The sequence below is a fragment of the Christiangramia qingdaonensis genome (assembly GCF_048381525.1).
GTDB lineage: Bacteria > Bacteroidota > Bacteroidia > Flavobacteriales > Flavobacteriaceae > Christiangramia.
Window position 1 is genome coordinate 788,714 of record NZ_JBLWIM010000012.1, and the last position, 21,864, is coordinate 810,577.

The 21,864-nt window shown below is 38.7% G+C and carries 20 protein-coding genes; 7 read left to right on the forward strand and 13 right to left on the reverse strand.

The window, feature by feature from the left end:
- The first annotated feature begins 68 nt into the window (after positions 1–68).
- Positions 69–785 (forward strand): porin family protein, encoded by a 717-nt coding sequence (locus tag ACNI3T_RS08645; protein WP_418227459.1) that lies wholly within the window; start codon positions 69–71, stop codon positions 783–785.
- On the opposite strand, the gene ACNI3T_RS08650 is transcribed toward ACNI3T_RS08645, so the two are convergent.
- The 8 genes from ACNI3T_RS08650 to pyrH form a co-directional block, all read right to left on the reverse strand.
- A complete protein-coding gene (locus tag ACNI3T_RS08650; RefSeq protein ID WP_322301208.1) occupies positions 748–1,386 on the reverse strand; it encodes a hypothetical protein in 639 nt (212 codons plus the stop codon). The genes ACNI3T_RS08645 and ACNI3T_RS08650 overlap by 38 nt on opposite strands.
- Positions 1,386–2,849 carry an RNA polymerase factor sigma-54 gene (gene rpoN / locus ACNI3T_RS08655; RefSeq protein WP_418227460.1) on the reverse strand — a complete coding sequence of 488 codons (1,464 nt, stop codon included), beginning with the start codon at positions 2,847–2,849 and terminating at the stop codon, positions 1,386–1,388. The genes ACNI3T_RS08650 and rpoN overlap by 1 nt, the downstream gene beginning before the upstream one ends.
- 82 nt (positions 2,850–2,931) lie before the next feature.
- Positions 2,932–3,798: an RluA family pseudouridine synthase gene (locus ACNI3T_RS08660; protein ID WP_418227461.1), complete on the reverse strand. Its 867-nt coding sequence runs from the start codon at positions 3,796–3,798 to the stop codon at positions 2,932–2,934.
- 2 nt (positions 3,799–3,800) lie between these two features.
- Positions 3,801–5,243: an asparagine--tRNA ligase gene (gene asnS / locus ACNI3T_RS08665; protein WP_418227462.1), complete on the reverse strand. Its 1,443-nt coding sequence runs from the start codon at positions 5,241–5,243 to the stop codon at positions 3,801–3,803.
- A gap of 74 nt (positions 5,244–5,317) precedes the next feature.
- Positions 5,318–7,726 (reverse strand): efflux RND transporter permease subunit, encoded by a 2,409-nt coding sequence (locus tag ACNI3T_RS08670; RefSeq protein WP_418227463.1) that lies wholly within the window; start codon positions 7,724–7,726, stop codon positions 5,318–5,320.
- Positions 7,727–7,803: 77 nt separating this feature from the next.
- Positions 7,804–10,257 (reverse strand): DUF5686 family protein, encoded by a 2,454-nt coding sequence (locus ACNI3T_RS08675; RefSeq protein WP_418227464.1) that lies wholly within the window; start codon positions 10,255–10,257, stop codon positions 7,804–7,806.
- A 94-nt stretch (positions 10,258–10,351) separates the two neighbouring features.
- Positions 10,352–10,903, reverse strand: coding sequence for a ribosome recycling factor (gene frr / locus ACNI3T_RS08680; RefSeq protein ID WP_322301202.1), 552 nt, complete (start codon positions 10,901–10,903; stop codon positions 10,352–10,354).
- A 23-nt stretch (positions 10,904–10,926) separates the two neighbouring features.
- A complete protein-coding gene (pyrH, locus tag ACNI3T_RS08685) occupies positions 10,927–11,634 on the reverse strand; it encodes a UMP kinase (RefSeq protein ID WP_418227465.1) in 708 nt (235 codons plus the stop codon).
- Between the two features lie 197 nt (positions 11,635–11,831).
- Here pyrH and ACNI3T_RS08690 point away from each other — a divergent pair, with 197 nt between their 5' ends.
- A complete protein-coding gene (locus ACNI3T_RS08690) occupies positions 11,832–12,524 on the forward strand; it encodes a zinc metallopeptidase (RefSeq protein WP_418227466.1) in 693 nt (230 codons plus the stop codon).
- A 55-nt stretch (positions 12,525–12,579) separates the two neighbouring features.
- On the opposite strand, the gene ACNI3T_RS08695 is transcribed toward ACNI3T_RS08690, so the two are convergent.
- Together ACNI3T_RS08695 and ACNI3T_RS08700 are read right to left on the reverse strand one after the other, a co-directional pair.
- The gene (locus tag ACNI3T_RS08695; RefSeq protein WP_026914065.1) at positions 12,580–13,050 is read right to left on the reverse strand and encodes an Lrp/AsnC family transcriptional regulator; all 471 of its coding nucleotides are present in this window, start codon (positions 13,048–13,050) and stop codon (positions 12,580–12,582) included.
- Between the two features lie 50 nt (positions 13,051–13,100).
- Positions 13,101–14,474, reverse strand: a complete 1,374-nt coding sequence (locus ACNI3T_RS08700; protein ID WP_418227467.1) for a saccharopine dehydrogenase family protein — start codon at positions 14,472–14,474, stop codon at positions 13,101–13,103.
- Positions 14,475–14,535: 61 nt separating this feature from the next.
- Between ACNI3T_RS08700 and ACNI3T_RS08705 the strand changes: the two genes are divergently transcribed.
- Together ACNI3T_RS08705 and pckA are read left to right on the forward strand one after the other, a co-directional pair.
- Positions 14,536–14,925 carry a DUF423 domain-containing protein gene (locus tag ACNI3T_RS08705; protein WP_418227468.1) on the forward strand — a complete coding sequence of 130 codons (390 nt, stop codon included), beginning with the start codon at positions 14,536–14,538 and terminating at the stop codon, positions 14,923–14,925.
- A gap of 78 nt (positions 14,926–15,003) precedes the next feature.
- A complete protein-coding gene (pckA, locus tag ACNI3T_RS08710; protein ID WP_322301197.1) occupies positions 15,004–16,602 on the forward strand; it encodes a phosphoenolpyruvate carboxykinase (ATP) in 1,599 nt (532 codons plus the stop codon).
- A gap of 79 nt (positions 16,603–16,681) precedes the next feature.
- Here the strand turns inward: pckA and ACNI3T_RS08715 are convergent, their stop codons facing one another.
- Entirely contained in the window at positions 16,682–17,428 is a 747-nt protein-coding gene (locus ACNI3T_RS08715; RefSeq protein ID WP_141878893.1) for a uroporphyrinogen-III synthase, read from the reverse strand.
- A gap of 22 nt (positions 17,429–17,450) precedes the next feature.
- Positions 17,451–18,104, reverse strand: coding sequence for a DUF4271 domain-containing protein (locus ACNI3T_RS08720; RefSeq protein ID WP_418227469.1), 654 nt, complete (start codon positions 18,102–18,104; stop codon positions 17,451–17,453).
- Positions 18,105–18,206: 102 nt separating this feature from the next.
- Here ACNI3T_RS08720 and ACNI3T_RS08725 point away from each other — a divergent pair, with 102 nt between their 5' ends.
- Genes ACNI3T_RS08725 through ACNI3T_RS08735 form a run of 3 tightly spaced genes read left to right on the forward strand, consistent with a single transcriptional unit; the run spans position 18,207 to position 20,822 of the window.
- Positions 18,207–18,938, forward strand: coding sequence for a polyprenol monophosphomannose synthase (locus tag ACNI3T_RS08725; RefSeq protein WP_418227470.1), 732 nt, complete (start codon positions 18,207–18,209; stop codon positions 18,936–18,938).
- On the forward strand, positions 18,938–20,281 hold the full coding sequence (locus ACNI3T_RS08730; protein WP_418227471.1) for a dihydroorotase: 1,344 nt from the start codon (positions 18,938–18,940) through the stop codon (positions 20,279–20,281). Before ACNI3T_RS08725 ends, ACNI3T_RS08730 begins: the two co-directional genes overlap by 1 nt.
- Entirely contained in the window at positions 20,271–20,822 is a 552-nt protein-coding gene (locus ACNI3T_RS08735; protein WP_418227472.1) for a DUF4296 domain-containing protein, read from the forward strand. The genes ACNI3T_RS08730 and ACNI3T_RS08735 overlap by 11 nt, the downstream gene beginning before the upstream one ends.
- Here the strand turns inward: ACNI3T_RS08735 and ACNI3T_RS08740 are convergent.
- A complete protein-coding gene (locus ACNI3T_RS08740) occupies positions 20,819–21,823 on the reverse strand; it encodes an NAD-dependent epimerase/dehydratase family protein (protein ID WP_418227473.1) in 1,005 nt (334 codons plus the stop codon). The two genes, ACNI3T_RS08735 and ACNI3T_RS08740, sit on opposite strands and share 4 nt — an antisense overlap.
- Positions 21,824–21,864 lie beyond the last annotated feature (41 nt).

Below are 21,864 nucleotides of genomic sequence, written 5' to 3' on the forward strand. Positions count from 1 at the left end.
TACAGAAAGCATCCTGTCCGGGTAATACCAGGCAGGATGTTTTTTATATTTATAGCATATTTGAAACCATGAGGATCAACCTGATCATTCTTAGCTTAATACTACTATTTCCTGCAGTTTCATTTGCGCAGGAAGATGAGCGACAGTACAAGATCCCGGATTCAGTACCTTTCACAATTGACAGTCTTTATAGAGAAGATCAATTCTACGTTGGTTTTAGTTTCAACCTTATCACTAATAAACCTGAAGCTATTTCCCAGGAAAGTTTCTCCGGAGGTATAAACCTTGGAGTGATACGAGATATGCCTTTAAATGAACGTAGAAACGTAGCTCTAGGTCTAGGGTTTGGATGGGGAATTGATAGTTATGGTCAGAATTTGCGTATCACGAAGTCTGCATTTGGACTTACAGAATTTCAATCATTGCAGGGCATAGATTACGAAACCAATCGTTATACGACGCAGCAGTTCGAAATGCCGCTGGAGTTTAGATGGCGTACTTCAACAGCAGAATCTTATAAGTTCTGGAGGATATATTCCGGAGTCCGTTTAGGGTATATTTATAACTTCAGAAGTAACTATAAAGATGACGCAGAACAGAGTGTTATCAATGATCTTTCAGAATTAAATAAATTCAGGGCTGGAGCAACTTTTACCTTTGGTTACAATACTTTCAACTTTCATTTCTACTATTCATTGATCCCTTTTTTGAAGGATGCATCACTTCAGAATGAATCTTTAGATGTGTCTACCTTAAAAATAGGTCTGACATTCTATATTCTGTAAACCACAGGTTGAAGAGGAGCAATTGCGGACCTAGACCCAACAGACTTCCAAACCATAACTCTGAGCTTGTATGAGCTTGGAAATAAAGCCTCGATGATGCTGTGAGTCCGCAGGCGATGATAAGAAAAGCCAAGGTATAGATATAGTAAAGGTGAAAGTAAATACAAAAGCCTGTAACGAACATTAAAAGTCCTGTAATCCCCATCATATGCAAACTGACTTTAAGCCTGAACCAGCTTAAAGTATATGCTAATAATGTTGAAATTAGTATCCCTGCGAAGTAATAATACAGCCCGGGATAATTATAGAAGTTTAAGATTTGATGTAATACCATCAGGATTAACAGGCAAAAGAAGAATAGCGGCCATCGTCTTTCTTCAACCTTCTCAAGAAAAACCGACTCCGCCTTTCCAAGATTCTTCAGTAAAAAATAGAACACTACCGGGATGAATATGGTAATAATTGCTATAGCCATTAATTTGGCCTTCACAATCTCGTCTGGAAAATACCTTGGTATAAAAATAAAGTAAAACAGACTTCCAAAAAATGGCATCCACAAAGGATGGAATACGTAGGAGGAGAGTCTAAGTAGAATTTTCATTAGATCTCTTTTCGCAGTCTTGCTACAGGAATATCCAGTTGTTCGCGATATTTCGCAACCGTTCTTCTGGCGATAGGATATCCTTTACTTTTTAAGACCTTTGCGAGGTTCTCGTCTGTAAGAGGCTTCCTTTTATCTTCTTCCTCAATAGACATTTCCAGGATCTTCTTAATTTCTCTAGTGGACACTTCTTCACCCTGATCGTTGGTCATCGATTCAGAGAAGAACTCTTTAATGAGTTTGGTTCCATAAGGAGTATCAACATATTTGGAATTCGCCACTCTTGAAACTGTAGATACATCCATCTCAATTTCATCGGCAATATCTTTAAGAATCATGGGTCTTAGATTTCGCTCATCACCGGTGAGGAAATATTCTTTCTGGTAATTCATGATCGAACTCATGGTAACCATAAGCGTTTGCTGCCTTTGCTTAATCGCTTCAATAAACCATTTTGCGGCATCAAGTTTTTGCTTTATGAACATGACGGCATCCTTCTGAGCCTTTGTCTTTTCTTTTGATTCCTTATAACCTTTAAGCATGTTACTGTAATCCCTTGAGATATGCATTTCAGGAGCGTTTCTTCCATTAAGGCTCAACTGTAGATCACCATCTTCTATTTTGATGGTAAAATCTGGTATCACATGCTCTACCATTCTCGTATTTCCAGAATAGGCACCTCCAGGCTTAGGATTTAAATGTTCAATCACATCTATAGCTTCACGAAGGTCGTCTTCGCTTATATCGTGACGGGTAAGAAGTTTGTTGTAGTGTTTTTTGCTAAAATGATCAAAAGAGCGTTCCAATAGATCTTTGGCTAGTTCCACCTGTCTTGTAGATTCTCTGCGGTTTAGCTGAATGATCAAACATTCTTCAAGACTACGCGCACCAACACCAGCCGGATCTAGACGTTGAACTTTTTTAAGTACTTTTTCAACCGTTTCCTCGTCTGTATAAATATTCTGGGTAAATGCAAGATCATCTACAATATCCTGAATGCTTCTTCTTATATATCCGCTTTCGTCCACACTTCCCACCAGGAATTCTGCGATATCCTGCTCAATATCATCCAGTCTTATCGTGCTTAACTGAGTTTTCAAATGTTGTGTAAATGAAGTTCCAGCGGCATAAGGCACCTGCTTGTCTTCATCATCTGCACTGTAATTATTAGCATTTAGGCGATAACTTGGAATTTCATCATCACTCAGATATTCATCAACGTCTATTTCAGTCTCAATACTTTCACTATCGGTATCGTATTCATCGTCTGAATTATCATTTCCTATATCATCATATTCGTCGACACGATCTTCCTTTCCATCCTCCAGCGCAGGGTTCTCTTCCATTTCCTGCTTGATTCGCTGCTCAAAAGCCTGGGTAGGCAATTGAATAAGCTTCATCAACTGGATTTGTTGCGGAGAGAGCTTCTGAGATAGTTTAAAATTTAATTGTTGTTTTAGCATAAAAGAGTGCTTGTCTAACAAAAATAAGGAAAAATCGATCCAAGTTGGCTTTGGCACGAACTATGTTCGTGGTAAATTTTTGTTAAGACAGCTTATGACGGTATAGGTTTCTAAACCTCTTCGGAAGCTTTAACTCAAACTTCATTTCTTCCGAAGTAATAGGGTGCTCAAAACCAATTCCGGAGCTAAATAGATACAAATTCTTGTTCTTAAAATAGCTTTCTTCTATTCCATAAATTGGATCTCCCGCTATGGGCAAAGACATGTTACTTAGATGGATACGAATCTGGTGTGTACGACCAGTAATGGGTTTAGCTTTCAGCAGAGAAAATATTTCATCCTCAATTTTAAAATTATCAATTGGTTCTAAAATAGTCGTAGCAGCTTTACTGTCTATGCTTGCATTCTGTGTTAAAGCGTTTTGTAGCTGCCCGTGCACCACAACATAATAAGTTTTATGGATGGATTTATTTTCGAAAGAGCTGTGTAATGCTTGCTGTACTTTCCTGGTTTTGGCAACGAGAATAATACCGGCGGTAGGATTATCCAGTCTGTGAACAGGAACCGGATATCTTAAAGCATCCTCTAAATTTGATACAGATAAATTATACGGAAGCGCATTTTCCAATGTTCGAAAATAATTGCCGTTGGTAGGAATACCTGAAGGTTTGTGAACTACAGCAAGATATTCATCTTCATATAGTACTTCAAGTATAAATTTGAAGATCTTTCTTTGCTGAAATTTATCTTCGAGAAGTTCGATCTTCTGTCCCGGTTGGATCCAGTCTGCAGTGGTTGCTTTTTCTCCATCCAGTAAGACAAGTTTCTTTGCGATCGCTTTTTTTAGTGCCGACCGGCTATTTACTTGTGGGAAAATAGAAATCGCATACTCCTGCAACCGTATCTTATGTTCAATTGCAGGAACTGTATGCGATGCTATAATATTCAATCTTAAAATTCTGCGTTTTGCGGTGTCCTTGGAAAAGGGATCACATCTCTAATATTACCCATTCCTGTAGTGAACTGAACAAGTCTTTCAAAACCAAGTCCAAATCCACTATGAACACAGGTTCCGAACTTACGGGTGTCAAGATACCACCATAGTTCTTCTTCCGGAATGTTCAATTCTTTCATTTTCTCTTTAAGCACATCCAAACGTTCTTCACGCTGGCTTCCTCCCACGATCTCCCCAATTCCAGGGAATAGAATGTCCATCGCTCTTACTGTCTTTCCGTCTTCGTTCAAACGCATGTAGAATGCTTTGATCTTCGCCGGATAATCGAAAAGTATTACCGGTGTTTTAAAATGTTTCTCAACAAGATAACGTTCATGTTCACTTTGAAGATCTGCACCCCATTCCTCGATGATATAATTGAATTTCTTCTTCTTGTTTGGCTTAGAGTTCTTCAGGATCTCGATAGCTTCGGTATAACTAACTCTTTTGAAATTGTTTTCCAGCACAAAGTTGAGCTTCTCCATAAGACCCATGTCGCTTCTTTCAGCTTTTGGCTTCAGCTGATCTTCTTTTTCCTGTCTTTCAGCAAGAAATTCCAGGTCATCTTTAGAGTGTTCCATCACGTATCTAAGTACGTATTTAATGAAATCTTCAGCCAGATCCATATTTTGATCCAGATCACAAAAAGCTACTTCTGGCTCGATCATCCAGAATTCAGCTAAATGTCGGGAAGTATTCGAGTTTTCGGCTCTAAAAGTTGGGCCAAAAGTATAAACCTGCCCCAAACCAAGTGCAAAGGTCTCAGCTTCGAGTTGTCCGGAAACCGTCAGGTTAGTTTCTTTTCCGAAGAAGTCTTCCTTATAATTAATGCTGCCATCCTCATTTTTTGGAGGATTTTTCATATCCAGCGAAGACACGCGAAACATTTCTCCAGCACCTTCAGCATCACTACCCGTAATGATTGGGGTGTGAACGTGGTAGAAGTTCTTTTCCTGGAAATATTTGTGTACTGCGAAAGACAGTTTGCTTCGCACACGCATGATCGCGCCAAAAGTATTCGTACGTACGCGTAAATGCGCCTGTTCACGTAGTTTCTCCATACTATGCTTCTTCGGCGATAGAATGGTAAGTTTCACTTCTTCAGGATTCGCATCCCCCAGAATTTGAATTTCTGAAACTTCAATTTCAACACGTTGCTGACTGCCAAGACTCTCCTTCAAAGTTCCTTTAACAGATATAGCTGCACCTACGTTTATACGATTGATGGTTTCCTCATCGGTATTTTCAAAATCGATAACGCATTGCAGATTTTTCAAAGTAGAACCATCGTTAAGCGCAATAAAACGATTACTGCGGAAAGAGCGTACCCATCCCTTGACATGGTGTTCCTGTAAAAACTGATCGCTTTCAAGTATTTCAGCGACTTTTGCTTGTATCATTTAGTTGAAATTTAGAAAAAACAAAGATAGTTTTTCGCCTGAAGCTTAGCAAGCAGGCTGTTTTATATATTATTTTAATTGTTTTGCTGATCTCGATTGGCCTCCTCTTCTTCCGTCTCAAAAATACGCATCGCTGGTTCCTTTAAAGTTTCTTTGTTGGCGATACTTCTTTCCAGTGAAAGCAGAAGTGACGGTAGAAGGAGTAAGTTCGCTAGCATCGCAAACAATAAAGTGGCCGAAACCAGTCCGCCAAGGGCCACCGTTCCTCCAAAACTACTGATCATGAATACTGAAAATCCAAAGAAAAGAACGATCGAAGTATAGAACATACTTACCCCGGTTTCTCTTAGTGCGGCATAAACGGAGCGCTTGATCTTCCAGTCATTGGCTTTTAATTCCTGCCTGTATTTCGCCAGAAAATGAATGGTATCATCTACGGAGATCCCGAAAGCAATACTAAAAACCAGGATCGTTGAAGGTTTTATAGGAACTCCAAGAAAGCCCATCACTCCAGCAGTAACGATCAAAGGAAGTAAGTTTGGTACAAGAGAGATCAAAATCATCCTGAAACTTCTAAACATCCAGGCCATTAAACCAGCAATAAGAAGTATAGCGAGTCCTAACGAAATTATTAGATTTCGAACCAGGTAACTCGTTCCTTTCTGAAAAAGCAGCGCCTTTCCGGTAAGTGACACCTCATATCTTTCAGATGGAAAGATCTTTTCTATTTCTGGTAAAAGGTCATTTTCGATCTCTTCCATCTTCTCGGTACCTACATCCTTCATGAATGTTGTAATACGAGCATATTGTCCAGTAGAATCCACGTAGCTCTGCATAATTCCTTCCGAAGAAGAAAGACCTTTAGCATAGGGCATAATGAAGTTTCGCTCCTGTGATGTTGGCAACTGGTAATATTTAGGGTTCCCGTTGTAATACGCCTGCTTACTGTATTTTACGAGTCGGTTGATCGATAATGGCTTGCTTAATTCAGGGATCTCTTCGATCTTACTTTCAAGATCATTCATGCGTTTTAAAGTAGAAAGCTTCAATACGCCTTTCGGTCTTTTAGTGTCGATCATGATCTCCAAAGGCATCACTCCATCAAATTCCCGTTCAAAGAATTTTACATCCTTATAGAATTGAGTTTCCTGAGGCATATCTTCAAGAATACTTCCTGAAACCTTAATAGTATAAATTCCAATGATACTAAGAATAAGTAGAGCCAATGAAGATATATAAATAGCAATTCTATGGTTTCTTACCATATTTTCCATCCAGTCAACAAAGCCGCCAATCCATCGTGTGTTTAGATGTTTCAGGTGTCTGTCCCGCGGTGGTTTTAAGTAGGAGTATATAACCGGAATTATCAATAGACTCAAAACAAAGATTGCCAGGATGTTGATAGATGCCACCACACCAAACTCTCTTAAAAGCTGACTATCGGTCAAAATGAAAGTTGCAAAACCAGATGCGGTAGTTACATTGGTCATTAATGTAGCATTACCAACTTTGGTGATCACTCTTTGCAGTGATTTCGCCTGGTTTCCATGCTTTTTGATCTCCTGCTGATACTTGTTGATTAAGAAAATACAGTTTGGAATTCCTATTACAATAATTAGAGGCGGAATTAGTGCCGTAAGAATCGTGATCTCATAATGCAGAAGACCAATAAATCCGAAGGCCCACATAACTCCAATACAAACAGTAACCATGGAAATAATGGTGGCTCGTATGGATCTAAAGAAAAAGAAGAATATTATGGAAGTGACCAATAAAGCTGCGACAATAAAAAGTCCAATTTCATCGACTATGTTTTGTGCATTCAGTGTTCGTATATAAGGCATTCCCGAAACCCTAATCTCGATACCCTGTTGTTCTTCAAATTCAGCAATAAGAGGTTCAAGTTCTTCCAGTACAAAAATCTTTCTCGCTTTAGTGTTTACCAGTTCTTTATTAAGATACAAGGCAGATTGTATAGTATTGGAATGTGAGCTATATACCAGGTTCTCATAGAAAGGCAGGGCCGTAAAAAGTTTGTTTTCGAAAGCTGCGAGAATATCACTATCCAGATCTGTTTCCGGTAGAACCGGTACCATTTCAAATCTTTTGGGATCTTCAAACTTTTTAAGTTCCTGAAGGCTTGCCGGAGAAATGATCTGGTCAACTTCAGGATATGTAAGTAGCGTATCTGTAAGTTTATTCCAGGCTTTGAACTTTTCAGGAGTAAATAAAGCAGAATCCTGTACTCCTAGAAGAATAAGATTTCCCTCTTCACCAAACTTTTCCAAAAAGCCGTTATAACTCACGTTTACCTCGTGATCGTCTGGCATTAAATTAGCCTCGGTATACGAAAATTGCATGTTTTTCCATTGTGTGGAAAGCAGGTAGGTTGCGATCAGTATGAGAACGATGATCACAATTCGGTTTCGTAAAATAAGGCGGGCGATGGAATTCCAGAATCCAAAGCTAAAGATCTTTTGCATGGCTTTCTATTAGCGGCGCAAAGGTAAAAAAACCCTATTTAAATACTTTGTTATTAATATATTAATCGAGCTTTTAGCTATAACTGCACCTGTAAGGTGAATTTGAGAGAGAAATTTTCTTTAAAAGTAGTTAAATGATATGCGCCATATCTATAGGCTGTGCTAAGTCCAAAGCCGCCAAATAATTTATTTAACTCCAGTCCTGCTTCAGAAAAACCATTTTCAAGAGTATTGAAAGTTATGCCCTCATGCTTAGCAATATGAGAGAAATCACCAATAGCATGCCTTGAAATGAATACAAGCTCTGGTCGGAAGCCTTTACTTATATTGAACGGTCTTAACTGGTGCCTCATGTGAAGCATCACCTGCCTGTCTGAATAGAATTCATTAAAATACATGGTTTCAAAACTGTTACGACCAGCAACCGAAATTCTTTGTGAAATCCTGGATCTGTTAGGATTATTAGGGTAGGAGTGGAAAGCATGTGTTAGAGGTAGATCTCCCACGGCATAATTACCTTCCAAGATAAATTCGGTTCTGGATTGATCAAGCCTTAAGATCTCATGCTCTGCTTTGATTCCAATTCTGGTGAAGTTAAAATCGCCATCCAGGATTTTCATTGCCTGTTCTAACTGACCGGTAAATTGCGGGAATTTTTTTTCCAGTAAAACATCACCTTGCGGAGTTCTTAGATATTTTGAAAATGGCTGCCATAGGAATCCCGCTTTAATAAAATGAAGATCATAATCACTGTACAACTGGTTGTTATCGTTATAATTGTAATTTTTGATCTGCCATATTTCCTCTCTTGAAAATCGCAACTGCGTATCAAGCCTTGGTGTGATCTTATGCTCAAGCCCAACCGCAAAAGTTCTGATGTTGTAATAATTATTAGTGTTTACGAATCTAGGTTCCAGAATAGAAAATGTATTTCTCCCTTTCAGGTAATCTACGGAAGCAATTTCATCAATATCTCTTGAAAAACCGAAGTTCACGTACGTATGATTTACCTTATTAAGATAGATCTGGCTCCCCAAACCATATTTAAAGACTTCATCTTTAAAACCGTAAGTCAGGTAAGAGTTGAGATTAAAATTCTCTGAGAATTGATCGTTTGTCTTTCCTCCAAACCCAAGCCTTATACCTTCGTAATTACTAAACTTAAAAATCTTACCAAGATCTATATCCCAGAAGCCTAAAGGGTAAGAGCCAGAAGCGATGGCTTTTTTTACCTGAATTTTACGCTCTATATTCTGAGACTTTATAAGACTGTCTACTTTCTGTTCAGTAGCTTCATCGCGATCATCGTATTCCACTTTTCTGTTCTCTTCCCAGAAACTATGTGTCCTGTCTATCGCGTCTGGATCGATCTTGATCTCGGCATCACTAGTTTTTACCTGGGCCTGTGGCTGCAGGTCGAAATCATAATGTATTACGGTAGAATTTAAGTAAAGATCACGGCTAATTTCATCTGCACCCAGGAGTCTGCTAAGAATCCCTGGGTTTTGCTGAATAGTTCCAATTCCAACCGTACCTCCAAAAACAGCTATTTCTTTACCTCCCGAGCCTGGTTTTATAGTGGTGGTTTGTAGCTTCGGAAACCAGACGGCATGATCAGGGAAATATTGATATTCGTAGTCAACTTCCAGTTTCACCGATCCCAGAAGTTGTGCTTTTGCCTTCTGAATCGCGAGGGTTTCTGTGTCTAAATATAGTATTCCTTCCAGGCCAGCTACAACCTCTTCACGCTTTGGACTAAAGTAGATCACATATGCAGGTCTTGAAGTTTGAGTCGTATCCAGGATCTTATAATCATAATTCCTGAATGCTGCTTTTCCCAGCGGTCCGGCATAATCTGTTTTGTAGAGACTGTAATCATTTTTATATAATGAAAACGGATTGACCTCCATGGTGAGAACGTTATAAACCGGTTTCTCAAATCCGGCAGTTCTTACACCAAGCACTTCTTCTGAAGTGTCACCATTTCCATCAAAACTATGACTAGCAACCTTTTCTGAAAGATATCCACGTCCCTCGTTTACGATAGTCTTCATTGCTGCTGAAGTACTATCGGCATAAAGCTGGATTCCACCACCTTCATTGTCTACAATAAACTTGGAGTAACTTTTATATTTAAAACCAGGTAAGACTTCCTCAGGATCATTTAGTTCTTTTCGCGAAATCGCTTCAGAAATAAGACTGTCGGCAGGATTAGGAGCATTGGAAAGTTCTACGGTTTGCAGTTTTTCCCGAACCGCGCTTAGTTTGATCTGAAGATACTTTGTATCTTGATTTATACGGGTACTTATTGTTTTATAGCCAACATAACTAATTCTTACTTCAACGACTTCTTTTCCAACTTGCAATTCAAAACTACCGTCAATATTGGTTAATACTGAGCCATTTTTAAGATTGATCCTGGCGTAGGCTAGTGGTTCATTAGTTTCTGAATCGATGACCCGGCCGTTCACCTTAGACTGGGCGAAGCTAAAAGTAGTGATCAGTAAAAACAAGTATACTAGCTTCGACATTATCTCAAAATGAATTTGTTCAAAAATAAAAATGCCGGTTCAAATCTGTTTATCTCCAGACCCGAACCGGCATAAAATTTTGAAAGTGTGATCATTAAACGGTCATGATCTCTTTTTCCTTCACCACCAGAATACTTTCTATCTTGGCGATATATTCATTGGTAAGTTCCTGAACTTCATCTTCAGAAGATTTTAAAGCATCTTCAGAGATATCGAGTTTTTTTAATTCCTGCATCGCATGCTTACGATCATTTCTAACACCAATCTTAGAATCTTCCGCTTCAGCTTTTGCCTGCTTGGACAATTGAATACGACGCTCCTCGGTAAGTGGCGGTACGTTAATGATCACGCTCTCACCATTGTTCATTGGATTAAACCCAAGATTCGCTACCATGATCCCTTTTTCAATTTCCTGGATCATGCTCTTTTCGAAAGGCTGAATTGATAATGTTCGCGCATCTGGTGTGTTTACATTAGCCACCTGTTGCAAAGGTGTTTTTGCTCCGTAATAATCAACCATTACACTTCCAAGCATGCTTGGAGTAGCTTTACCGGCGCGTATATTTGAAAGTTGTTTTTTAAGATGCACAATGGCGTTCTCCATTGCTTCTTTTGCTTCTTCTAAAATAAATTCAACCTCGTCCATTTCTAATATCGTTTTCTATTTAATTATAAATTTACTTTTGTTCCTACAGGTTCTCCAGTGGTCACTCTTAGCAAGTTCCCGGGTTTGTTCATATCAAATACAATAATAGGTAATTCGTTTTCCTGGCTCAAAGTAAATGCCGTTGTATCCATTACTTTTAATCCTTTCTTCAAAACATCTTCGAAAGAAATAAAATCAAATTTTGTAGCGCTTTTGTCCTTTTCAGGGTCTGAAGTATAAATTCCATCTACTCTGGTGCCCTTAAGAATCACATCAGCTTTTATTTCAATCGCTCTTAATACTGCTGCAGAATCTGTAGTGAAGTATGGGTTACCAGTTCCACCACCAAAAATTACAACACGACCTTTTTCCAGGTGCCTAATAGCTTTTCTTCTTATAAAAGGTTCTGCAACTTCATTGATCTTGATAGCCGACTGCAACCTGGTTTGAATATCGGCATCTTCAAGCGCACTCTGTAAAGCCAGTCCATTTATTACAGTAGCCAGCATTCCCATATGATCACCCTGTACTCTATCCATTCCTTTACTGGCACCGGCAACACCTCTAAAAATATTTCCACCGCCAATTACTATAGCAAGCTCAACACCTTGTTCTACTACCGATTTGATTTCCGCAGCATATTCTGCCAGGCGTTCGGGATCGATGCCATATTGGCGCTTTCCCATTAAAGCTTCTCCAGATAGTTTTAAAAGTATTCTCTTGTATTGCATAGCTGTTTTTTATGAACCGTTGCAAATATAGCTAATATCTGAATTTGTGAAATATAAAGAGCCCTTTTTGAAAATGATTGGGAAGCATTTAGAATAAATTAACTCATCAGCCTTGTAATAATCGACTGACAGCCAATTCTGCTGGCGGGGTTTTTGATATATTTGGATCATTACTAAAACTTAAAATATTAGGACCTATGATGGGATATTATATAATTGCCGGGCTCATTTTCTTAGTGAGCATGTTTGTGAGCAACAAACTAAAAAGCAAATTTAAGGAGTACTCCAAAGTGCACCTTCAAAACGGAATGAGTGGTAAAGAGATCGCTGAAAAAATGTTGCGGGACAACGGGATCAATGATGTAAAAGTGATTTCTACCCCGGGAATGCTTTCAGATCATTACAATCCATCCAAGAAAACCGTGAACCTTAGCGAGGGAGTTTACTCTCAACATAATGCTGCGGCAGCGGCTGTTGCTGCTCACGAGTGTGGTCACGCAGTACAACATGCAAAAGCTTACAGCTGGTTGCAAATGAGAAGTAAATTAGTGCCGGTAGTAAGTATCGCTTCCAAGTTTTCCCAATGGGCGATTTTTGGTGGGCTTATATTAATGAGTATGGTGAGCGTAGGAGTAGGACAAACTGTTCTACTTATAGGGATCATAATGTTTGCAATGGGAACTTTATTCAGCTTTATCACCTTGCCGGTAGAATATGATGCCAGCAAAAGAGCTTTGGTATGGCTGGAAACTGAAAACATGCTGACTCCAGCAGAACATGATGCAGCAGAAGATTCGCTGAAATGGGCGGCTAGAACTTATGTGGTAGCTGCAGTAGGATCACTGGCTACACTATTATACTTCGTTGGAATATTTATGGGTAGAGATTAAGATAAATTTTAAATTTTAGAGAAAAGGCTGTTAGAATTCTAACAGCCTTTTTTCGTTATATCTTGATCTGCCGGTCTATTTGTTGATTGAGACTTATAAATGTTTCTGTCCGGGAGACACCGTCTATTGCCTGGATGTTCTTATTAAGTACAACCATTAAATGTTCGTTGTCACGACATAAGATCTTTAAAAATATAGACCAGTTTCCCGTGGTGTAGTGACATTCGATCACCTCAGGAATTTCACTAAGTTGTTTAACTGCCTGTGGGTTACTTACAGCCTTATCCAGGTAAACCCCGACAAAAGCCATGGTTTTATAACCCAGCAATCTCGCATCTAGCATCATTTTAGAGCCTTCGATCAAACCAGATTTCTCCAGTTTTCGCAAGCGCTGGTGAACGGCTGCTCCGGTAATTCCGATATTCTTGGCGATCTCTAAAATCGGTTTTTTGGCATCTTTCATTAGATAATTAAGAATGGTCTTATCAATCCCATCTAGCTCAACACTATCGTTTACAATCTTCATAAGGATAATTTTTGGTCGTTAAGCGAAAATAGCAAAAATGCTTTTCAATTCTAATTACCTACCTCACCAAATGGGTTGTATCCTAGATATTCTGTCTCTTTTTCTTTAAAAATGATATCGTGAGTCTCAAGTTCCTTCAGAATAGGCTCATAGACCTCTTTGCGAATTGGTAATTGAACACCTGGAGTTTTGATCTCTCCGCTCAGAATCATCAATGCTGAAATGGCTACTGGTAATCCCACAGTTTTAGACATAGCTGTTTTGGACTGATCCTCACCAATATGAACCATTGTAGAATCAATTTGCTTCTTTTCACCATCTAGCTCGTAACCGAATTTATGATACATAACGATCATATCCTTGTCGTCTTCAGCCAGTGTCCATTTATCCATTAAGATCTTCTGAAGCGCTTGCGCCGGAGTAGCATTTTTGATCCCGATCTTTTTTTCTGAATTAAAAAGATCAAGTTCTATAAGCTTGTCCCACATAATATCATCCTGATCGATCTTAAGACTATGTCTGGTTTTAAGTTCTACGGAATCGCTAGGGGAATAAGGCAGAAAAGAATTGATGAAATCGCGGTAACTCATTTCTTCTGAATTAGTCATCTCAAAACTATCATCGGTCATTCCAAGTTGCACGAACATATTCCATGCTCTACTGAAACCTACTTTTCTAATGGTTCCTCTATATAAGGTTAGAGCGTTTTCGAGTCCGTAAACACTTTGGTATTTCAGCGAATTCCTGTTGGCGTAACCTTCAAATTTTCCGTAGCCTTCTACTTCCAGAAATTCAGTCCTGCGGAATAGTCTATGGTAAGGTATATACTTGTATTTCCCTTCCTGGATAAATTCAGCAACACCACCCTGTCCGGCAACAACTACGTTTCTGGGATTCCAGGTAAATTTATAGTTCCATAGGTTGTTGTCGCTTTCCGGAGCAACAAGTCCACCGGTAAAGGATTCAAAAAGTAAGATCTTTCCGCCTTTATCTCTTATTCTGTCGATAACCTGCATGGCACTCATATGGTCAATTCCCGGATCCACGCCGATCTCATTCATAAATACCAGGTTCTTTTTCTTAACCTCCTCATCCAGAGCACGCATCTCATCGCTAATATAGGAAGCCGTTACCATGTGCTTGTTGAATTTTACGCAATCACGGGCGACCTCAATATGATATCTTGCGGGCAACATGGAAATCACCAGGTCTGCCTGTTTAATTGCTGGTTCCCTGCTTTTCTTATTGAAAACATCCAGTTCGATGGCTTCGCAATGTTTGCGGTTTCTGCAAGCATTTACGGCATTCTCGAGCTCCTTGTCGGCAATTTTTAATTTTAGATTTTGCTCTACCGCTCGGTCGAGCAGGTAGTCTATAAGTGCAGCGGTAGATTTTCCTGCACCTACGATTAATATTTCTCGCATAAATTAAGTTAGTTTTGTGTAGTGCAAACGAATGTATTAAAAAGCTGACTCATATAAAACTATGCAGACAAACAGGAAATTCTTAGTAACCGGAGCCATTTTTGGATTAATTGCCGTGATTCTTGGAGCTTTTGCAGCACATGGTTTGAAAGAAACACTTTCAGAAGCTTCTTTAAATAGCTTTGAAACGGGCGTTAGATTCCAAATGTATCATGCTTTTTTAATGTTGATCCTCGGGATTATTATTACTGAAAAAGATAACAAGCTATTGTTTTACCTTTTCCTTCTTGGTACAATATTATTCTCAGGATCTATCTATTTATTATCTACAACGGCGGTTACAGGAGTAGACTTTTCAGCAATAGCATTAGTTACCCCAATTGGTGGAGGGCTTTTAATTGTAGGTTGGTTCTTATTAGTGCTGAAATTCATAAAGTTAAAAAACAAATAAATTGATTACCGATATCGTTATATCTGCATAAGATTTTTACTTTTGTACGCCTAAACAAACAACAGAATTGATTTTTTTATGGTCGATAACACCCAAATTACGAAAACGATTTCGTTAGAGGATTACGGGATCAAAAATGCCAGAGTACATTATCAACTATCTCCAGAGGAACTTCAGAAGAAAACTATCGAACTAGGACAGGGAGTAGAGAGCTCATTTGGAGCACTTGCTGTTAATACTGGTGAGTTTACAGGAAGATCTCCAAAGGACAGATTCATTGTAAAAGATGAGATCACAGAGGATAAAGTATGGTGGGGAGATATTAATATCCCTTTTGATCCGGAAAAATTTGATTCTCTTTATAATAAGGTAACAAATTACCTTGGAGATAAAGAGATCTTTGCTCGCGATGCCTACGCTTGTGCAGACGATAATTATCGTTTAAACATTAGGGTGATTAATGAGTATCCATGGTCAAACCAATTTGCTTTCAATATGTTCTTGAGAGTAAATGATTCAGAACTTGAAAACTTTCAGGAAGACTGGCTAGTGGTAAATGCACCAGGATTCAAAGCAGATCCTTCAGTAGATGGAACCAGACAGGAAAATTTTGCCATTCTTAATTTTAAGAAAAAGATCGCGCTAATTGGAGGAACCGGTTATACCGGGGAGATCAAAAAGGGGATCTTTTCTGCGCTTAATTTTGTTTTACCCGTTTATAAAAACACGTTACCAATGCACTGTTCTGCAAATGTAGGAGAAGACGGCGATACCGCTATATTCTTCGGACTTTCAGGAACAGGGAAGACAACACTTTCAGCAGATCCGGAAAGAAAACTTATTGGAGATGATGAGCATGGTTGGACAAAGGAGAACACTATTTTCAATTTTGAAGGTGGATGTTATGCGAAGGTAATTAACCTTTCCGAAGAAAATGAACCAGATATTTACCATGCGATCAAGCCTGGAGCTATCCTGGAAAATGTCGTTCTTAATGAAAAGGGCGATGTGGATTTTAGTGATACTTCAATCACACAGAACACACGGGTAAGCTATCCTATATATCATATTGATAATATCCAGGAACCTTCAATTGGAGAAAATCCTAAAAATATATTTTTCCTTACAGCAGATGCATTTGGAGTATTGCCTCCAATTAGTAAGCTTACACCAGGACAGGCGGCTTATCACTTTATAAGCGGATATACTGCAAAGGTTGCTGGTACTGAAGCCGGGGTAGATGAGCCTGTACCAAGTTTTTCTGCTTGTTTTGGCGCACCATTCATGCCGTTACATCCTACTAAATATGCAGAAATGCTAAGTCGCAAGATGAAAGATGCTGGGGTTAATGTATGGCTTGTGAATACAGGTTGGACCGGTGGACCATATGGAGTGGGAAATCGAATGAAATTAAAATATACTCGTGAAATGATAAGTTCTGCGCTTGAAGGGAAACTTGATGGAGTAGAATTTGAAAATCACCAGATCTTTGGATTGAGTATGCCTAAAACCTGTGAAGGAGTACCGGCAGAAGTCTTAAATCCAAAAAATACATGGGCAGATAAAGAAGCTTATGATAAAAAGGCAAAAGAGCTTTCAAGTTTCTTTAAGCAAAATTTCTCCAAGTTCGAGGAATATGCAAATGAAGAAATTATGAAGGGAGCTCCTGTAGATTAGTTTTAAATTGTTAGTTGAAATCAAAAAATCCGGTCGCAAGACCGGATTTTTTATTTATTGTATCAAAGTAAAAGCAAATCTACTTCTTATTCACTTCGTTGATGTATTTGCTAATTGCCATGGTCATACTCGGAGTTTCCGGAGTAGGAGCTTTAATATCTGCTGTTAGACCATGTTCCTTAGCTGCCTTTATAGTTGTATTTCCAAATACGGCTATACGTGTATTGTTCTGTTTAAAGTCTGGGAAGTTCTCAAAAAGAGATTTAATTCCGCTAGGACTAAAGAATACAAGTATATCGTATGTTACATCTTTCAGGTCTGAAAGATCACTGACCACAGTTCGGTAAAAAACTGCTTTTTTCCATTCTACTCCAAGTTTGTTTAACGTCTTAGGAACATCTGGCTTCAGCATATCTGAAGAAGGGAGTAAGAACTTCTCGTTCTTATATTTCTTGATAAGCGGAGCAAGCTCTGCGAATGTTCTTTTACCTACGTAGATCTTACGTTTACGATAGACTACGTATTTCTGCAGGTAATAAGCAACAGCTTCACTAAGACAGAAGTATTTTAAGGAGTCTGGCACCTTGAATCTCATTTCCTCGGCAATCCTGAAGAAGTGATCTACAGCATTACGGCTGGTCAAAATGATCGCGGTATAGTTGGCAAGATCAATTTTTTGTTGTCTAACTTCCTTACTGGGAACGCCTTCAACATGAATAAAGGGGATGAAATCAATTTTAACTTTCTGCTTTTCTTCCAGCTCAAAATAAGGAGAGTTTTCTACCTTAGGTTCAGGCTGGGAAACCAAAATTGTTTTCACTTTCATATGCAATACTTTAAAGTTCCTTCTAGATCGTAATTAACTTGTACAAAATAATATAAGGGGCGATTTCGAGAGCGCAAATGTACAAAATAAAATAGAACCAATTAACGCTAAGCACACTTTGATTCCTTCTATAGATTATTAACATAGAAAATGCATTTGCCAGGACCGCCGTAAATGCGATGATCCTAAGGCTGAGGCCTGTAGCTTCCATGCTATATACCAGAAAAAGACATGCGAAAAGAAGAAAAATCGAAATGAAATTGCGATAGCTTAATTTCTGAAAAATATAGTAATCTATTCGCTCATCGATGTCGAAGATATTACCAATGATCTTTTCAACTCCGGCTTTCAATAAAATAAGACAGGTGTATCCAGTAAGAATGCGAATGAACAATACAATAGAGTGAAGATCTGTTTCAAAAAAGTACCTGTAACCCAGAAAGATAAATAAAGAGACTGCGATCGCCTGTACAGAGAATAATATAATGTTAAAACCATGAAAAGCCTTATTCTCCTTTCCTTTAAAGGCTATAAATTTACCAGAGTTGAGAAGCGTTATAAATTCTTCAAAACGTTGTGGAAAGGTAACACGGGCCAATACCAGCAAGCCAAAGCATAGAAGGAAAGTGATCGTGATCCAATCCTGATATTCGCTTAATCTTGCCGTCGCCTGCATTTAAATCTTTTTTACAAATGTAAAATTTTGACCCTATTTGCGGTTGCTTTCCATGAAGATTTGAAGTTTTAATTTGCATACATTTGTGCAAAAGTTTTAGGAATGGGAAATGGGATAATTATTATACCCACCTTTAATGAAATTGAGAACATTGAGCGTATTGTGAGGAACGTTTTTTCACAGAGGCGCAAGTTTCATGTTCTCGTTGTGGATGATAATTCTCCAGATGGCACAGCAACCAGGGTTCGGACTTTGATGGCTGAATTTCCTGAAACATTGTTCCTTGAAGAAAGATTAGGTAAGCAGGGTTTAGGAACTGCTTACATTCACGGATTTAAGTGGGCACTTAAGAGAGGTTATGATTTCATTTTTGAAATGGATGCAGATTTCTCACATAATCCCAACGATCTTATACGACTGTACAACGCTTGCAAGAGAGATGGAGCCGATGTTGCCATTGGTTCACGCTATATAACCGGTGTCAATGTTATCAACTGGCCTATGAACCGTGTACTCATGTCCTGGTTGGCGTCGAGATATGTTCGGTTCATAACTGGTATGGATATACAAGACACCACGGCGGGGTACGTTTGCTATAAAAGTGAAGTGTTAAAAGCAATAAACCTGGATCGCATACAGTTTGTAGGTTATGCTTTCCAGATAGAAATGAAATTCAAATCCTATTTAAAAGGATTTAAGATTATAGAGGTTCCTGTGATCTTTACAGATAGAACACGGGGAACATCAAAAATGAGCGGCTCCATTATTTCTGAAGCCGTTTTTGGGGTAATAAAAATGAAGCTGAAAAGTCTGTTTAACAGGAAAAAATTTTGATGAAAAAGGTTTTAATCAAGAACGCTAAGATTGTAAACGAGAATAAGATCACTGAAGGGGATGTGTTCATCGAGAATGGAATCATCGTTGAAATTGCAGAAAGTATAAGTGCAAAATCACCTGATGTAAATATTTATGATGCTGAAGGGACCTATTTGATACCTGGACTAATTGATGACCAGGTGCATTTCAGAGAACCAGGTCTTACTCATAAAGAAAATATAGAAACAGGTTCTAAGGCAGCGGTAGCCGGTGGTATTACCACGTTTATAGAAATGCCAAACACCTTGCCGCAGGCTACAACAGAGGAGTTGCTAGAAGATAAATTCAGTATTGCTGGAGAAACTTCCTATGCGAACTATTCGTTTATGTTTGGCGGGACGAACGATAATCTTGCGGAGATCGAAAAAATCGATCCTAAGAAAGTTGCTGCTTTAAAACTTTTCCTGGGCTCCTCTACAGGGAACATGCTGGTGGATAATGAAAAGGTATTAGAACAGATCTTCAAAAAGTCACCTGTACTTATCGCCGTACATTGTGAAGATGAGGAAACCATTCAGAAAAACCTGGAAGAAGCCAAGGCAAAATTTGGTGATGATATTCCTATTGAAATGCATCCGAAAATTAGAAGTGAAGAAGCTTGTTACAAGTCCTCTTCCAAAGCTGTGGCTCTCGCGAAAAAAACCGGCGCTAGATTACATGTCTTTCATGTTTCTACTGCCAAGGAATTATCTCTGTTTAATAGTAAGAAGCCATTAAAGGATAAAAAGATAACGGCTGAGGTTTGTATACACCATTTATGGTTCAACGATCAGGATTATGCCACAAAGGGAACATTAATCAAATGGAATCCGGCAGTAAAAACCAAAAAGGATCAGGAAGCATTGCTTCAGGGGCTTTTGGATAATCACCTGGATGTACTTGCAACAGATCATGCTCCTCATACCAAAGAAGAAAAGAAGAATGTTTATACCAAAGCTCCAAGTGGCGGACCATTAGTTCAACATGCTTTACCTGCCTTGCTACAAATGCATCATCAGGGGAAGATATCTCTTGAGAAGATCGTGGAGAAAGCCTGTCATAATCCGGCAATTCTTTTTCAGATTGAAAAAAGAGGTTTTATACGTGAAGGATACAAAGCAGATCTTGTTCTTGTAGATCTTAACTCACCATGGGCTGTGCAACCAGATAATATCTATTCGAAATGCCAGTGGTCTCCGTTTGAAGGAACAACCTTCAAATCACGTATCACTCATACTTTTGTGAATGGTAACCTGGTTTATAAGAACTTCAAACATCAACCATTTACGAAAGTCGCTGAAAGACTAACATTTGATCGCTAGAAAGCCCTACATATTATTACTTGCACTGTCCATCTTTCTGATTGCCTGTCAGGATCTGGATAAGACTGAGAAGCCAGACAACCTCATTCCGGAAGAGAAGATGGTAGATGTGCTTACCGAGTTATCTTTGGTTCACGCAGCAAAGAATTATAATAAATTCAAGCTTGAACAAACTGGTATACAACCAGACAAGTTCGTGTTTGAAAAATATGATATTGATAGTCTTCAATTTGAACAGAGCAGTAATTATTACTCAGATCAATACGTGATCTATGAAAGAATTTACGATTCTGTAAGAGGTCGAATTAAAGTATTGAAATCAAAATATGATTCTTTGCGTGAAGTGGAGATCAAAAGAGAAGATAGTCTTAAGCGCTTGCAAAAAGATTCTTTACAGATGATGGATTCTATCATGGCCATTCCAAGATTAAGAGATTCTGTGCAACGAAGCAGGTTGAAACTGAAAGATGATATTAAAGGAAAAGAAGAAAAACGGGACAGCTTGATTGCTCCTGTGAGCATGAAGGAGGATAGGAACTAGTTCTTATAATTACTGGCAGTTCGTTTGACAACACTTTCCATAGGCTCGAATTGATAATTCATTTCCTGGGTGATCTTTGAATTATCGTAGTAGCTTTCTTCGTGCAAACTATTGATAGTTTCGTAAGTGATAGATCTTTTTCTTCCGAAAATACTTCCAATCTTTTGAAAGAACCATCCTGATGCGATCATCCATTTCTGAAGTTTTCGCTTAGGTTTCGTCTTATTCAGTGCTTCTGCAGCCCAATCAAAAACTTGCTTAAATGAAATATTTTCTGAAACCAGAACATATTGTTCGTTCACCTTTTCAGAATTCATTAGAATAACCATGGATTTCGCAACATCCTGTACTCCTGCAAACCCTGTGACTTTTGGAAAGTAATAGGATAAACCGGAATCTATCTTTTTAAAGATTTTGCCAGATCCCGAATTCCAGAAACCAGGACCAATGATCACCCCTGGATTCACAATAATGGCATTGACACCTTCCTGTGTTCCACGCCATACTTCGATCTCTGCACCATATTTGGAAATTGCATAATCGTTGTGCTTTCCTTCCGGATTCCATTTACCTGTTTCATCTATTTTGTCTGCATTTGTGATGTTGCCTAAAGCAGCGATACTACTTACAAAACATAATTTATGTACTTTACAGGAAATGCAAAGGTTAACGATATTTGCCGTGCCTTCAATATTGACTTTTCGTAATTCTTGCTCATCGGCGGGATCAAAAGATACCAGGGCTGCCGAATGATATACTTGCTGTACCTCTACAAATGCTGCGGTAAGTTGTGGAATATTGTTAAGATCTGCTACTTTCCATTCAATTTGATGGAACAGTTTCTCTGCTTCTTCAGCTTCAGAATAAAAAGAAAATACTTCGAGAACCTTATTCAAATCGCTGTTCTCACGATGAATAGCACGAATTTTTTCACCAGCACGCACCAGCTCATATAATAAATGAGCGCCTACCAATCCCGTACCACCAGTCACAAGTATCATGGGGTAAATATAGTTATTGCACTTAGGAAAAATAAGAGTAA